Below are 15,989 nucleotides of genomic sequence, written 5' to 3' on the forward strand. Positions count from 1 at the left end.
AATTTCTTCAATATCAGCCCGTTAGGCAATACCTAAAAGTTGGTATTTTTCTCTAAATTGATACTTACTTGTAGGTATTATGCCAATTGCTTGCTATTAATTAAAAGGAAGTAAAACAAAAAGCCTCGCAGTTTAAAACTGCGAGGCCATACTTTATATTTTGAGATTGCTATCTATCGATAGAACCCATCACTTTTTGAGAAAACGCATTTAAAGCTTCTCTTGGCTCTAAACCACTTTGAACACTTGTATGAACTTCTAAAGCGCCACAGATATTAGTAATCATTTCTCCGGCTACGTCAACTTCAGCTTCATTCACACCTCTAAACTCACAAAACGCTTCCAATACTTCAAGTGTTGCATTTAATTGCTCAGGCGTTGAGTTTTCAAAAAACTGTCTTATTACTGGAACCTTCATAATTACTTTATTTTAGCAAATAAATCAGTTAAAACTTCTGCTTTATTGGTTTGAACTTGCTCTACCAATGCGCCGTTTTCAAAAGCTGCAAATGTAGGTAGGTTATCCACTCTAGCAAATTTTCTTGATTCTGGGAACTTCTCAGCATCCACAATTAAGAAAGCTACATCTTCATTTTCTGCTGCTAATTTTTTAAACTTTGGTTTCATGATACGGCAGTTGCCACACCACGAAGCTGCATATTGTACCATCACTTTCTTATTGTCCGAAAGGTGTTGGCTTAAACTATCTTCTGTTAACTCTAAAAACATGATTTTATATTTAATAGCTATGCAATCACATTACTTTCAGTCCTGTGTCAGTTTTAAGAAATCGCATAGTTTAATGATTTTGAAAAAGAATGTTATATGGTTTGTCAGGCTGAGCTTGTCGAAGCCTCAGTAAAGAAACATTTCGACAAGCTCAATGTGACATGCAGCTGTAATAAACAGCCATTTTTAAGCTTTTGCTTAGTTAGCGCTTAAGTACTCAGCAACGCCTGTTCTTGTAGCGTTCATTGCCGACTTACCTTCTTCCCAGTTAGCAGGGCAAACTTCGCCATGCTTTTGTACGTGAGCGTAAGCATCAATTAAACGAATATATTCTTTAACGTTTCTACCCAAAGGCATATCGTTTACACTTTCGTGGAATACTTTACCAGTCTCATCAATTAAGTAAGTAGCACGGTAAGATACGTTTGAACCAGAGAAGATTTCTTCGCCTTCTTCAGTATATTCAACCTCTTGATCTAAGATACCTAAAGTACCTGCTAATTGTCTGTGTGTATCAGCAATTAATGGATAAGTTACACCTTCGATACCACCATTGTCTTTAGCTGTATTTAACCAAGCAAAGTGAACTTCGTTAGTATCGCAAGATGCGCCAATAATTACCGTATTTCTTTGTTTGAAATCTTCTACTGCTGCTTGGAAAGCGTGCAATTCTGTTGGGCAAACAAAAGTGAAATCTTTTGGATACCAGAACAACAATACTTTAGAGTTATTTTTTACTGCTTCTTCAAAAACGTTGATTTTTAAATCGTCACCCATTTCAGACATGGCATCAACTGTAATACTTGGGAATTTTTTTCCTACGAAACTCATAATTATTTTTGTTTTTAATTTTTTCTTGCCGCAAAGATAAGGTAAAAACTATGCTGCGACAATGGCGCCGCTATACTAAATCTTGATAGCGTTATAGATAGAAGCTATAATTATCAAGTTATGATTAGATTTTGATTATAATAAAAAATCCCGGCCATTTGGCCGGGATTAAATTAACCCATATATTAACTAACAACCTATTGCTTAACTAATTTGACTGTCTTTTGAACATCGCCATTTTTAGATATTTTTAAGAAGTATATTGATGCAGGCAATTTACTTAAAGAAATATCCTGCTGCTCGGCTGTAGCCTTTTCGCTTAATACTTTTTTACCGCTTGCATCAAAAACCTCGTATTTAATATCTTTAAAATCTGCACTACCTGCGCTAACGGTCACATAAGTTGTTGCAGGGTTAGGAAACACTACCACATCTGAACCATTTAAGCTCACGTTTACACTTTTAACATCTTTAAAAAGCTCATTATCACCATTAAGATCTATTTGTTTTAATTGATAATAATTTACACCTGCTTTAGCGGTACGGTCTACATAACTGTAACTTAAAGCTGTAGAAGAGTTGCCGTTCTGCCCCTTAGAATCTACAAAACCAATTTTTGTGAAATCTTTACCATCTGTAGAACGCAATACCTCGAAACCTTTGTTGTTAGTTTCTGATGCTGTTTCCCAAGCTAAGGTGCTTTGGCCGTTTACTAAAGCTGCGTTAAATGAGGTTAAGGATACTGGAAGGGTTACTGTTGTAGTGTACGAAGCGAGGCCATGAGCAAATACTAGATGAAAAAAGGTATGTGTACCATTAGCATGTCTTTTTATAGCTACATCAGCATATCCATTTGGATTAGAGCCGCCTGTTACAGCTGTAGGAGTTTCTGGGAAAAGCTCGGCGTAAGAGAGATAGACAGGAGAAGCCAAGGTTGTGATATCAAACAATTTAAATTTAACTCCTGCATTGTTTGTAGGGGTTCCTCCTATTACTGAACCCGATAGGGCCACATATTTTTTTGTTCCGTTCACAAAATATTCCGCATTTGAAAAAATATTTTCAGTTGATAAAAAGGTTGTAGTTTGGCTATTATCTATATCAGTCCCTGCCACATTTAGTGTTACTTTCCTTATACCTACAGACGAAGGTCCATTTATTACAAACTCATTGGCTGAAATTGGCGAAATACTTCCTCTAGCGTGATTGTTAGTAGTTGTGCTCATCTCGTAAAGTTGACTTACTGTTCCACCAGCGTCTACTCCAAAAACGGTTATCACCGCATTCCCTGACCCTCCTACATATAATTTTGTATTACTTCCTGTTCCTGTAACAGCGAAAGAATCTCCTTTACGAATAGTTACAGCCCACTCAACCCTTGTAGGGTTAGCATCTGTTTCGCTAGCCCATCTATAAATGCAAAATTTTCTATTGTTTGCGTCAGTGTTTATAGCTAAGTTAATCGCATAAATCGCTCCATCATCTGCCACTCTTAATTTGTTAAACTTGTAGGACTCTGGCCAAGTTGCAGCTAAATTGGTCGGAACAGGCAATTCTGAGGGAGAAGCCAATGCTCCAGTAGCAGGATTCAATATTTGGATTTTATTGTTTCTATCTACTAAATAAAGTTTATCTGTAGACTTATTATAGGCTATGCTAGACCTTTCTTGAGTGGTTCCAAATACAACCTCGGCATCTCTTCTCAATTTATACCAATCGGTGTTAAGGAGTAAAGTCTGCGCAGAAGCAGCAACTCCAATAGCCAAAAAAGCAAAAGATAGTAAAAGTTTTTTCATACGTTTTTAATTAATTAGTGGTTAAAGTTTTTCGTTTGGTTAGAACCTAGCGCAAATCAACCAATCCACTAAAAACGTATACAATTAAGTGCTTTTGGTGCCGTTGGGATAAGGAGCTAAGTTTCAATAGGATAATATTACGAAAACCAATTTGAAAACGCAAGAAAACGCAAGAAAAAAATTAAAGCCGCATGTTTAGCGGCTTTAATTGCAGAAATAAGCGGAAAATTATTTTATTCTTGAAACTTTGTACGGTTTTTTGGTCGCTTTGCGTGCTGCCTTTTGAGCAATCAATGCATCAGCGCCACTAACTTTCTCAGGTTTATAAAGATTGCCAACTACATTTTTTTTGAAAATGGCTTCGTACCAAGTGCAGCTTGCGGTATAACGACCTACATTCAAATCCAAATGGTAGCCATCTCTGGTTAGCACATCACCTAGTTTAGTACGAGCATTTTGAATTGCCGTACCTGCGGGCACTACAATATCTATAGGCACTAAAGTTTTTACTTTACTCGATGCATCTGCAATGGCATTGTACATTCGCATCTGATCTTTGTTATAGCTTGCAAAACCATTGTGGGTTGAGTTCTGTGCATAAGCCCAAGTTTGGTGCCACACATATTTCACTTTCGGGTTCTTTGCACGCTCCTTTACATAATTGAATAATATTGGCAGTGGTTCTACGTAGGTTTCAAACAATCCAGATTTGGGGCTTGCCTGCTGAAAACTGATGTAATTCCAGTTTTCATCTGCTAATGCTTTTGAAATACTCGTCTTGGGAAACTTTTGCTTCGAACCATCAAGATTTACCTTTCTATATTCGTAAACATCTTTGTCATCTTGTGCATTTTTTACATGTAGATCTAATGGTGCGCCGCCAATATAAAGATTGCCGATAATCACTTTGTAACCTCCAGCTTTAGCCAAACCATATAGGTAATGCTCTATGGCATCTTCAGAGAAACTATTGCCAATAGCCAAAATTTTGATAACACTATCTTTAATAGGTTTTTCGAACCTAATTTGATTAAAAGTTAGGGAGCTTGCGCTACTAACGTTAGCTGAAAGGAAAGAAAAGAAGACGACTACATAAATCAATCGCTTTTTAAAAATGCTAAACATCATTGTCTTATTAATATTTTTAAACATATATAGAATATCCCTTGCTAACAAGAATTATTTTTTCAATGTATTTTCGAACAGTTTAAAAATTCGTTTATATTCGTCAGTCCAGCTGCTTGGTTCTACAAAACCGTGATCTTCTACAGGATAAACAGCTAATTCCCAATTATCTTTCCCTAGTTCTATAAAACGTTGTGATAAACGAACGATGTCTTGGAAATGTACATTCACGTCAACCATACCATGCAGCATCACTAAATCACCTTTTAGCTTGTCTGCAAAATAAATCGGCGAACTTTTTTTGTACGAATTCGGATCGTTCACTGGCTCGTTCAAAATATTTGAAGTGTAGCCATGGTTGTAATGAGCCCAATCCGTTACCGACCTTAACGCTGCGCCTGCTCTAAAAACATCCGATTCGTTAAATAATGCCATTAGTGTAATGAAACCGCCGTAAGAACCGCCATATAAACCTACATTTTTAGGATTAACGCCGTATTTCTCTACCAACATCTTTACACCATCAACTTGGTCAGTCAAATCTTTTCCACCCATGTGGCGATAAATTCCGGTGCGGTGATTACGACCGTAGCCAGAGCTAGCAGTATAGTCGATATCAATGACCGTGTAACCATTATCCGCCAGTAAGTTGTTGAACATATATTCGCGGAAATATTGACTCCACCAGTAATGCACATTTTGCAAATAGCCTGCACCATGTACAAAAACTACTGCTGGCTTATTAGGGTGTGGTTTTTTTGAAGGATAAACTCTTGCGTATACATCATCGCCGTGACGGTTTTTGAACGATACTAAATCTGGTTGGCGCCATTGGTAGCTGTCAAACTCTGGCGAAGTGGATTTGGTAATTTTAACCGCTTTTGCACCCGGTTTGTTCTCCTGAATGTACAATTCCCAAGGCTTGTCCATATAAGAATAATTGATAGCCAGCCATTTTTCGTCCGGCGAAAGTGTCACCTCATTTCCGCCTTTCATAGAAGTAATTTGTGCCAATTCACCTCCATTAACATTTAATTTATAGAAGTGAGTTATGCCCGGATGCTCTTTGTTCGCCTTGATGAAAAATGTTTTATTATCCTTCGAAAGCTGTACTTGCTGTACTTCCCATTTGCCAGAAGTAAGTTGCTTTTTTTCGCCTGTAGTTACATTGTAGGTATATAGATGCGAATAGCCAGTTGCCTCACTTTGGAAATAAAATGTTTGATTGTCTATCCATCTTACATCACGAGCAATTCCAGGTCCGCCAACCCAAGCTTCATCCCTTTGTCGATCAATCAAATCTAACTTTCCAGTTGATGGATCTAGCTTTAAAATCCAGAAGTCTTTATTGTCTTGTGCTCTGCCTGTTATTACTGCAAATGAACCTGTTTCGTTCCAATTAACTGCGTAGAGGTTTACTTTTCTATCTTCGTTCTTTTTCGTACGCTCTTCTAATTGTTTTGGGTAATCTTTTGCATAATCTGGTAAATCTTTAATGCCGGGTATTTGCGAAACATTTACTGCATACACAGAATCTTTCTCAATATTAAACACGTAAGTTGTATAGGTTGATAGTGCTTCTCCAACTTTTGCCCTAGAGTTGATATCTTCTGTATAGCCAGAGCCGGTTACATAATTTGGAACAATAGTATTTTTATTTCCAGAAGCTTGTTTAATTAACCTGTAGCTTATGTACTTCCCATCTGGACTAACAGTTAAGCCCCCCATAAAATCATCGCCTAAATGTATTGGCTTAATTACCCTAGGCTTTACATCATCATTTCCAAAGCCGAAACCCCTTCCTCTTCCCGTTGTTCTGTTTCCACTCTCCGTATTTTTCTTTTTAATGATATCGAACAATGCTGTTTGGTCGTTTCTTAACCAAAGATCTTGTTGTGAAGTTCCAGTGGGATTAGGTCTTCCCGTTGGTCGTGTAGATGGAGGTAGAACTTCTAATTTTCCCTTTACAAAATTGGTGAGCTGTTTTAATTCGCCTGTGGCCAAATTCAACTGATAAATGTTATCTGCTCTTTGGTAAACTACATCGTTATTATACAGAAACTTGGCACTGCTTTCTCTTTCCAACGTACTGGTTAATCTAGTTTCTTTTTTTGATTTGATATTCGTTAAGTAGATATCTCCACCTTTTTCTAGCAACCCTAAAGATTTATCTTTATTGTAAACGTAGTTGATGACAGCATTTTTTTCCGCATCATCTTTTTCTGCCTTATCTACTTTTCGATTAGCTATAGTTAACTTATAAGGTTGTACTTTATCATTGTTTTCGGGGTTCCAATCAAAATAAACAGACTTACTATCTGCCGACCAGCGGTAATTTTCTGGCGAGGTACCCATCCATTTAGGATCCCGCATTATTTTCGAAACAGTTAAGGGCGCCAAATCTTGCGCATTTGCGACAGATGCAAATAAGAAAAATAGAAAGGATAGCTTTTTCATGCTTAGTTTATGCTTGTGCTTGCAAGTTATGCAAAAAAGCAGTTCTCAAAAACACGCAAAACAAATGTTACAGACTTAATGAACCACAAAGACACGAAGAACACAAAATTATTGGGCGTCTAGATTAAAAGTCTCCCCTTTGGGGAGATTTAGAGGGGCTTTATCTCAAAATTTTCCCAGTCTTATCAATCGTAACATTAAACGGAGGTGCATAATCTTGCAGCAATACCGCAAATTCTCGTCTCGAAATCTGCCTGCCTGCATTAAAATCTGATACAAAAGCATACGTAGTTTTCCATTTCTTTTCTACTTCTTTACGCATGCTTTCTGGCGCTTTATTGCCAACATATCGAATGAGATCTAAGGCAGCATCAATGGTAATGATAGCACTTTTATGATCATCAAACCAAATTTGGGCTTTGTAAAAATGGTCTTTCATGGTTTGGCTGATATCAGCTGTGCTAACCAATTTTTCTGCATTGAAAAGCAATTTACCATTTACCACTTCTGCTTTTAACATTCCGGTTAAGCCTACCATTTGCATAGCTTTCCAATTGGCGTCTTTTACTCCTATGTCTGTAAAAGGGACCAGGTTAGTATTAAAGGCAATTAGCTCCCCCTGTATACGTTTTAAGTTTGATTCGGAGGTTTTTAGGTTGAAAAATCCGGCATAGGCAGCAATAGCACCTGCCGATTGCCCCATTAACATACTCGAAGCATCGTTTACATAAACCAAATTTTCTTGGGTCGGCATTAAAAATTGATACAAAGAATAAATGGTATTAGTACTACCGCCAATGTGTTTTCCAGCAGCTACACTGGTTTTATAGATGGTGCTATCATAGTCGAATTTGTGCCAAGCGTTTGCTGTAGAAGCATCGATTTTTAGTGCTGTATTTAGTTTTTGGTCGGCAACATTCACGAAAACTTTGGGACGTATCGTTCTCCCGTCCGATAGTTTGAATACCCAGCCTTTTCCAGATCTATCTGCTTTTACCCATTGCACATTTTTAAGTACGGTTAAATTCTTAATGCTATCGGTCCATTGTGTGAGTACCTGGTTTGCAGTCTGCTTGTCAAACTTTACATCAGCTATGCTATCAATAACGCTCTCAATAACGCTCTCATTTTGTTTTTTAAAGGATTTGATTTTTTGGAGAAAGGTAGCCTGTACACCAGAATGCAAGTCTTTGCCAATAGGCTCAATATCGAAACCACCAGCCTGCAACAAAAGGATAGTTTTCACATTAGATTGTGCCGACTGAATTGCTGCTGCCACTGCCGCATTACTATTTCCAACCACAAAAACATCTGGTTTTAAAGTCTGCGCCTTGAGTTGAAAGGAAAAGAATAAAGCAGAAAAAATAAACAGATAATTCTTCATGATCGTATACGGGGTCTTGTTTAGGCACAAAATGCTAATTTGCTTGTAATTATAAAAAAGTTTTGAAGGAATTTATCTAAGTTTAACAATTATTCTTGCTATTTGTTAGGTATTTATGAACAGAATTGGCTGCGTATTTAAAAATCAGCAGGCACATCAATATGTGCTAAGACAAAGTAATGCCCTGCAACGAATAGACACACTTCGAAAGCTGAAAAATGCCATTCGGGAAAATGAAGATGACATTTATTTTGCTTTGCATAAAGACCTTCGTAAAAGTCGTTTCGAGGCATCGGTAACTGAACTTTTTTTTATTTATGGTGAGATTGATTTCGCCATTAGTAACCTGCGAAGCTGGATGTCGCCGAAGCGCATTGGCAAAACGATGAGCAACCCATTTGCAAAAAACAGAATTTACTACGAGCCCAAAGGAGTTTGTTTAATTATTGCTCCTTGGAATTATCCTTTCCAATTGGTGATATCGCCTTTAATTTCTGCCATTTCTGCGGGTAACTGCGTTATGGTAAAACCATCCGAATTAAGTCCGGCAACTAGTAAAGTTATCGCAAAGATTATTTTGGACACTTTTGAGGAAGAACACATCGCTTGTATTGAAGGTAATGCAGATGTTTCTAAACAGTTGTTGGAACTGCCTTTCGATCATATCTTTTTTACGGGAAGCACCGAAATTGGCAAAATTGTGATGAGTGCAGCGGCTAAAAACCTTACTTCGGTTACATTAGAGTTAGGAGGAAAATCGCCAACCATTGTAGATGCAGCTGTTGATTTAGAAAAGGCTGCCCAAAAAATTGCTTGGGGTAAATTGGTAAATGCCGGACAAACCTGTATAGCTCCAGATTATGTGCTCATTCATCAAGACCGCTTGGATGAATTTGTTGGTCTATACAAGAAGTTCACTACCGAGATGTACTTCAAAGCAAAGGAAGAAGTAAACCCAGAAGTTTATGGGAAAATTATTAGCAAGAAGCATTTTGAAAGGTTAAGCGGTTTAATTACCGAGGCGGTTGATAAAGGTGCTAGAATTAACTGGGGCGGTAAAACTGATGAGAAAAGTCAGACAATATATCCTGCGGTTTTAACGCAAGTTCCAGCCGAAGCGAAGTTGATGGAAGAGGAGATTTTCGGGCCTATTTTGCCCATTGTTCCTTTCTTAGATATAGATGAAGCTATTGCTTTTGTTAACGGAAAATCTAAACCATTGGCACTTTATATTTTTAGCAACAACAATAAAAGCATCAAAAAGATCATTAAATCTACCAGCGCAGGCGGCACCTGTATTAATGATGTTTTGGTTCATATTGCTAACCCAAAACTACCATTTGGCGGGGCAAATCATAGTGGTATGGGCAGTAGTCATGGTTTTTTTGGATTTAAGAACTTTTCTCACGAACGCACCGTGGTTAAACAGCGCAGTATCGATTTTAATAGCCTGGTTTATCCGCCGTACCATGCCAAGCAGTGGGTATTGAAGTTGTTGAAGAAAATTATGTAAGTAACTAACTCGTCATTGCGAGGCACGAAGCAATCTTAAAGCGTTTAATTAGATTTGTAAGATTGCTTCGTGCCTCGCAATGACGAAAAGAATAACAGGAATTATGAAAAAAATCTACTTAATCTTTGTGTTGGTATGCACAATATGTTATGCTTCCGCTAAAAAAACAACCCTTAAGTCTTTCGATTTTTTAATCGGGAAATGGGAAATGAAAACCAAAACAGGAAAAATTATGGAGCGCTGGCAAAAACATCGCGATAGCTTAACCGGCAGCTCGCATCGTTTCAACGAGAAAGGCGATAGTGTGCTCACTGAAACAATCGTGTTGAAAAAGGTAAAAGGTACTTGGTGTTTTTGTGTAACCGGTTACGAGAAGGGCAATGAAGGAAGAACTGATTTTAAATTGGCATCTTCAGTAAACAATACTTTCATCTTTGAGAACAAACAGCATGACTTTCCTCAACAAATCATTTATCAGAATAAAGGAAAAGATGAGCTTTTAGCTTGGATAGAAGGAGACATTGGCGGAAAGAAAAGAAAAATGGAGTTTCCTTATCAAAGAGTTAAGTAATTCTCAAATTAGAGCATCAATTTTTTATCATTTGTTAAAGGAATTACGCCCCAAACACCTCATTTTTGCAGCAGAAATTAAAAACATGAATTGGATTATATTAATTATTGCCGGACTTTTTGAAGTTGCATTTGCCTCTTGTTTAGGAAAAGTAAAAGAAACCACCGGAACTGAAGCGGCTTGGTGGTTTGTAGGCTTTTTGGTGTCGCTAACTATCAGTATGCTGCTATTAATTAAGGCAACTCAAACATTGCCAATCGGCACAGCTTATGCAGTTTGGACAGGCATTGGCGCTGTAGGTACGGTGTTGATGGGCATTTTCATATTCAAAGACCCTGCTAGCTTCTGGCGCATTTTTTTTATCTTCACTTTAATCGGCTCAATTATTGGCTTAAAAGCAGTATCGCACTAAGTTCGGTTAATCGGTTGAAATGTGATTGGGTTAACTGTTTGAACAGGTTAATTGGTTAATCGAATTTGCAATGTCGTCCAAGACTGTTAACCGATTTCAACAATTAACCGATTAACCAAATAAATCGAATGCATAGTAGCGTTAGGTCAGTTAACCAGTTAATCGATTTCAACAGTTAACCAAATCATCTATAAAATTTGTAATTTGCTGTAACCTCCTTCCAACACCTCGCGTCATAAGGTTAAATATGCAGCAAGTAGAGACAGATCTAGACCTTATCAATTCCATTTTAGCTGGAAATACGGCTAATTATGCGATGTTGGTGAAGCGTCATCAACGGTTTGTTTTTACTTTGGCGCTGCGGTTTGCGAAAAATAGGGAAGATGCGGAAGAGATTGCGCAAGATTGTTTTATCAAAGCCTACAAAGCTTTGGGAACTTTTAAGCAAACATCTAAGTTTTCTACTTGGCTATACACCATCACTTATACAACAGCGATGACTTATCTAAGAAAGAAAAAGCTTAATTCTACATCAATTGATGATGAGGAGCAGGTGTTGCAGGTTGCAAACAACGATAGCTCTTTTGATGCCAATACAGTAGAAAAAAAATCGACCTATAAATACTTAAACCAAGCCATAAATATGCTGTTACCAGATGATGCGGCAATTATCACGCTGTTTTACAAAGGAGAGCAAAGTTTAGAGGAGATTGGGGAGGCTTTAGTAATGGAGCCTAACACTATTAAAGTGAAATTGCATAGGGCACGACACAGATTAAAAGAAAAATTACAACTTTTGTTAAAAGAAGAAGTAAAGGAGTTGATATGATGAATCAAGAGGAACAACTTTGGAGCTACATTGATGGTTTCTGCAACGATGCAGAAAAAGCCGAAATAGAAGCTAAATTGGAAACTAACGACAATTTTAAGCAGCTATATCATCAATTATTGGAAGTAAATGAGCAATTGCAAATGCATCTTGAAATTGACGAGCCATCAATGTCTTTCACCCGAAATGTGATGGACAAGGTGCAGCAAGAAATTGCACCGGTGAAGTTGAAGACAAAGGTCGATTCTCGTATCATTTACGCCATCGGCGGATTTTTTTCTGTCACTTTATTCGGTATTTTGGTTTATGCAATTGCTACCGCAACGCCAGATTTTAAGGTTACTATGCCAAGCATCAATTTAGAATCTAAGTTAGACGGGCTAATGAATACAACAACTTTAAGCGTATTTGTATTCCTAAACGCAGTATTGTTATTGATCTATTTAGATTTCTTCCTACAAAAAGGGATGAAGAAGGCAGGTAAAAAGTAAGTCTCTTTAGCAGCGTGCTTCTTAACACATTTTATTAGGTTACAACATTCGCTTTTGGATTGATTTGCTCGGATTAATGGCGTTGGACTGTAGATGAAATATAGCCAACTGACCCTGAAATAAATTCAGGGTGACGTATCCCTTCCCGTCATGCTGAATTTATTTCAGCATCAGTTTTAAAAGAATGCGAATAGATAAGCGTACTTGATTAGTTTTTGATAGTTAAAACATTAGAGTTAAGGCACTTTTACTTAACGGACGCTTTCCGAGAACAATCGGGACAAGCCGCACCTCGCAATGACGGCTGACTTATTACACTATTTTACAGCACAAAAAAAGGGAGAATAACCATCCTCCCTTTTCTCAAATATCAATTTCTTATTTCTTAAACGCGATTGGTAAGAAAACTTGTGTGTTATCCCAGGCAGCTACCAAATTTGCACCCTCAGGGGCATCAATGAAAGTAATAGAGAACGCTTCTATCATTTTTTCGATCTTATTCACCACAACGTCAGTTCTTAAAACATCGTTTTGTTGATCATAAGTAAATGCACCCCATTTATCATTCTGTTTGTTGATGATGATCGTCCATTTATCCTTGCTCGGAATAGCAAAAATACTATATCTGCCAGCTTTTATTTTTTTGCCGGCAATAGTTACGGTTTTAAAGAATTGTATTTCGGTGTTTTCATTCGCCCCAAAGCGCCAAACTTTATCGAATTGTTCAAGTACGCCAAAAATCTCTCTTCCTTTTTTCTGCGGACGAGAATATAAAACACGCATCACTGGTGCTATTGCATCTTTAGACTTGGTAGTGTTTAAAGGGTAGTAAACCACATCTAAAGGACTAGTGTCTACCTTAGGAAAGTTTACAGCCGTAGTTACGTTTTGTGCTTTTACAGCAAAAGTTCCTAATAAAAGGAACATTAGAAAGCTAAATTTTTTCATCAAAATATTTTTGTTGGTTGTGTATCTTGATTTACAGCTTTACAGAAATAGATGTATGGAAGGCTAGTGCTCTTGTCTTCCTCTTACAATCACATTTAAGAAAACCCCACCGAAAATTAAACCGATGATAGCTGCAAGGAATAGATAACCAATATGTAAAGTAACTGCAGAAAAAGCAAGCACAAACGCTAGCATACCGATTACATACCAAACCCAATCAAAATTGTTGTTATTTTCTGAATTGCTCATGTTTTAAAACTTTTGCGCCAAAGTTAAATTTTTTAATTTAAAAAGCGGAATTAATTGGTTGTATTGCTCAATAAATTGTTAACTGTAACCGCTTTGTAGCCGTTTTGTTTCAAATATTTAAGCAGCTCGGGCAGCTTATCATAAAACTTGTCTTTTCTTCTGGGGTCGGTACCAACGTGGAGCAATAGAATAAAGCCATTTAAGCCCTGCTGTTTCTCATGCTCAATAATAGACTGGTAAATTTCATCACTACTTCTGTAAGACTTGCCCATTTCTGGATACGTATAATCTGCAGTAGAACGAGTTCCTGGCGTAAAATTGATGAGCTTCAATCCAAAATCCTCTGTCCAGTTGCTAATGGTTTGGTTGTACCACTCAAAAGGAGGGAGGAAGTAAGGAGCAGATTTTTTGGTAATGCCGAATTGTTCCATCGCCTTATAATTGGCTGCCAAATCATCCTCAAATTGTTGCTTAGTCACTAAAAGTGAATCTCGTTTTTTCCAATCGGCATAAAGTAGATGCTTATCTGAGTGTGCGCCTAAGTAATGCCCCTTTGTTTTTGCAGTTTTAATGAATGATGAAAAAGCAGGGTTTCTGTAAAAATTACCCGTAAAAAAGAACGATGCTTTGATTTTCTCCTTATCTAACGCGGCAATGATTTGCTTGTTACCATCTGCATATTCATCGCCAGTAAATACAATGGCGAGTTGCTTTTCTTTAGTATCGCCCCTAATAATTGCGCCTTGTTCCTTTTTGTAACTCGAAAACTCTTTGTCTGTTCTACTATCGTAAGCCGCTAGCAAATATACCAAAGAAGCTGTGCCATCCATGGTGGGCTCGTTAGTGCTGTAATCGCCATAATCATCATGATAAACAGCCAAATCACTTTGAAATTCGGCGTAATCATCAGGCTTAGTCAGTTGTATACCAATCAAATTCTTGTAAATGCTGGTATAAACTGGCCCATCTACCAAACCTCCATCAATTGGGTATTTCCCGATATGCGTAAAAGCAGAATGCGGATCTGTAGGTGTATCGCCCCAGCTCGGCAAACCGTAAACCATACTTGTTCCCCAAGGGTTGCAACCAAACAACCAATCGAAGTTAGCTTGCTCTAGCTCCGAAAAAGTGCCGTCGCCACTTAATTGCTTATACCACATGCACTGCATCGCAAAAGCAACCGTTAAATTATTGCTGCACCAAATAAAAGGCACACCTCTGTAAAATGCATTGTTTTTGGCTCTGTTCCACACATGAGTGATGCCTTGTTTGTAGTAATCAATCAGTTCTCGTTTTCTATCGCCATCCGATTGTTTGGCCAACTCGTAGTGCCCTAAATTGATGAACGGATACCATTGATAATGTTTGGCGGTATCGGCAATTAGCCAAGGTGTGATAGGTTCTTGTTTAGCATAAAAGAAAGCAGAATCGAGTTCAGAAATACCTGCTTTGCTAGTTGGATTTGTTAGGTCGGATACTTTTGGAGGGAATTGTATGTGTGACAATGCCAGTTCCATATCATCCACCCAATTGTCTTCTGCGTAGATGTAAGGAGATTTTACAGATGCAGTTTGCGTTACACCTTTTTTCTTAAGTGCATATTCGTAGGCGGTTTTAGAGAGCATAACCAAATCTTCTGAATAGTTATGGTTAAATTGACCAACTACTTCACTTCCTAAGGCAAATGCACTTGCAAATTTAGCTGCGGTAGAACTTGTGCCTTTGGTATCATTCATAAATTTGCCTCGTTGCTGCGGCTTGCCATCAATAAAATACAGCGGGCGTTCAAAGCCTTTTCCATATTGGCTATCTTCTTTCGGAATACGCATAGTGATATGGTCCCTGTCATCCGCCAGTTGATTAAACATGATATTGGGCTGTGGATGCATCTTCATCAGCCAATCTAAACCCCATTTGGCTTCATCTACCACATCTGGAACACCATTTTTGCCATCCAGTCCAGTTGCTAACTTAGTGTCGGTAAAAGCTTTTGGAAAATCCCGATAGGCCATTAACAAATGATAGGTTGCGTTGGCCGTAGTGGTAGAGTACTGGAGGTAGTCGCTAGCATCGTGCCAACCACCAACAGCATCGAAATGTGTGCTGTCTTTAATGCCACCTTCTTTACCATACACCACAAAACCGTCGTGCGTATGGCAGCTATCTTTTAAAAACGGATTGTAACCGCAACGTTGTTGGCGCATGTATCGCAGGGCGAAATCAGCCGTGTTTTTATAAGCATCTTCATTGATGATGACTTCGGGAGAATTCACGCCATCTGCCTTGATGTAGTAGTTCCCTGCTTTTTTGAAATCAGAGAAGTTTAACCTTGCCGATGTTTTGAAAGGACCATAGGCGCCAAACGCTTTAATGTTTTTAGAGGTGTAAACCGTTTTTCCGGTTTTTTGATCTACCAATTCAAAACTAGTTGGTATTTCGGTTCCCTTGCTTGCCCAAACGGCAACTTTAATAGATTTAGGCTGGTAACCCAAAAGGTTAATCCTTATCCAGCTTTGCTGATTTTTAGGTTTAAAAGCGATGAAGAGTAAAAATGCAATGCTGAAAACAAAGGCTAAGGCAGAAAAGGATATCTTTCTCATGGCAAGCGGCTAAATTTGGTTGGTCTGGTTTAAAGAACTTACCACATTAATGAG

Annotated in this window: 15 protein-coding genes; 5 read left to right on the forward strand and 10 right to left on the reverse strand. The window is 38.0% G+C overall.

Annotation, left to right across the window (positions count from 1 at the left end):
- Positions 1–169: 169 nt before the first annotated feature.
- The 7 genes from REI64_RS09970 to REI64_RS10000 all read right to left on the reverse strand — a co-directional run bounded on the left by REI64_RS09970 (position 170) and on the right by REI64_RS10000 (position 8,322).
- Positions 170–418 (reverse strand): DUF6952 family protein, encoded by a 249-nt coding sequence (locus REI64_RS09970; protein WP_308849968.1) that lies wholly within the window; start codon positions 416–418, stop codon positions 170–172.
- A 2-nt stretch (positions 419–420) separates the two neighbouring features.
- Entirely contained in the window at positions 421–729 is a 309-nt protein-coding gene (locus REI64_RS09975; protein ID WP_308849969.1) for a thioredoxin family protein, read from the reverse strand.
- 198 nt (positions 730–927) lie between these two features.
- Positions 928–1,560: a peroxiredoxin gene (locus REI64_RS09980; protein WP_308849970.1), complete on the reverse strand. Its 633-nt coding sequence runs from the start codon at positions 1,558–1,560 to the stop codon at positions 928–930.
- Positions 1,561–1,757: 197 nt separating this feature from the next.
- Positions 1,758–3,356, reverse strand: coding sequence for a T9SS type A sorting domain-containing protein (locus REI64_RS09985; RefSeq protein ID WP_308849971.1), 1,599 nt, complete (start codon positions 3,354–3,356; stop codon positions 1,758–1,760).
- A 228-nt stretch (positions 3,357–3,584) separates the two neighbouring features.
- Complete coding sequence (locus tag REI64_RS09990) at positions 3,585–4,484, reverse strand: DUF4886 domain-containing protein (RefSeq protein WP_308849972.1); 900 nt, start codon at positions 4,482–4,484, stop codon at positions 3,585–3,587.
- 51 nt (positions 4,485–4,535) lie between these two features.
- Complete coding sequence (locus REI64_RS09995; protein ID WP_308849973.1) at positions 4,536–6,938, reverse strand: prolyl oligopeptidase family serine peptidase; 2,403 nt, start codon at positions 6,936–6,938, stop codon at positions 4,536–4,538.
- A gap of 160 nt (positions 6,939–7,098) precedes the next feature.
- Positions 7,099–8,322 carry a hypothetical protein gene (locus REI64_RS10000; RefSeq protein ID WP_308849974.1) on the reverse strand — a complete coding sequence of 408 codons (1,224 nt, stop codon included), beginning with the start codon at positions 8,320–8,322 and terminating at the stop codon, positions 7,099–7,101.
- A gap of 115 nt (positions 8,323–8,437) precedes the next feature.
- On the opposite strand from REI64_RS10000, the gene REI64_RS10005 reads away from it, so the two are divergent.
- From REI64_RS10005 to REI64_RS10025, 5 genes are all read left to right on the forward strand, one after another.
- On the forward strand, positions 8,438–9,835 hold the full coding sequence (locus REI64_RS10005) for an aldehyde dehydrogenase family protein (protein WP_308849975.1): 1,398 nt from the start codon (positions 8,438–8,440) through the stop codon (positions 9,833–9,835).
- 103 nt (positions 9,836–9,938) lie between these two features.
- A complete protein-coding gene (locus REI64_RS10010) occupies positions 9,939–10,406 on the forward strand; it encodes a DUF6265 family protein (RefSeq protein ID WP_308849976.1) in 468 nt (155 codons plus the stop codon).
- Positions 10,407–10,491: 85 nt separating this feature from the next.
- Positions 10,492–10,818 (forward strand): multidrug efflux SMR transporter, encoded by a 327-nt coding sequence (locus REI64_RS10015; protein ID WP_308849977.1) that lies wholly within the window; start codon positions 10,492–10,494, stop codon positions 10,816–10,818.
- A 247-nt stretch (positions 10,819–11,065) separates the two neighbouring features.
- On the forward strand, positions 11,066–11,647 hold the full coding sequence (locus REI64_RS10020; RefSeq protein ID WP_308849978.1) for a sigma-70 family RNA polymerase sigma factor: 582 nt from the start codon (positions 11,066–11,068) through the stop codon (positions 11,645–11,647).
- On the forward strand, positions 11,644–12,138 hold the full coding sequence (locus tag REI64_RS10025; protein ID WP_308849979.1) for a hypothetical protein: 495 nt from the start codon (positions 11,644–11,646) through the stop codon (positions 12,136–12,138). The genes REI64_RS10020 and REI64_RS10025 overlap by 4 nt, the downstream gene beginning before the upstream one ends.
- A gap of 378 nt (positions 12,139–12,516) precedes the next feature.
- Here the strand turns inward: REI64_RS10025 and REI64_RS10030 are convergent, their stop codons facing one another.
- The 3 genes from REI64_RS10030 to REI64_RS10040 form a co-directional block, all read right to left on the reverse strand.
- A complete protein-coding gene (locus REI64_RS10030; protein ID WP_308849980.1) occupies positions 12,517–13,086 on the reverse strand; it encodes a DUF2911 domain-containing protein in 570 nt (189 codons plus the stop codon).
- 63 nt (positions 13,087–13,149) lie between these two features.
- Complete coding sequence (locus REI64_RS10035; protein WP_308849981.1) at positions 13,150–13,335, reverse strand: hypothetical protein; 186 nt, start codon at positions 13,333–13,335, stop codon at positions 13,150–13,152.
- Positions 13,336–13,385: 50 nt separating this feature from the next.
- Positions 13,386–15,935: a glycoside hydrolase family 9 protein gene (locus tag REI64_RS10040; RefSeq protein WP_308849982.1), complete on the reverse strand. Its 2,550-nt coding sequence runs from the start codon at positions 15,933–15,935 to the stop codon at positions 13,386–13,388.
- Between the last annotated feature and the right edge of the window lie 54 nt (positions 15,936–15,989).

It is taken from the genome of Pedobacter sp. (genome assembly GCF_031119335.1).
Taxonomy (GTDB): Bacteria; Bacteroidota; Bacteroidia; order Sphingobacteriales; family Sphingobacteriaceae; genus Pedobacter.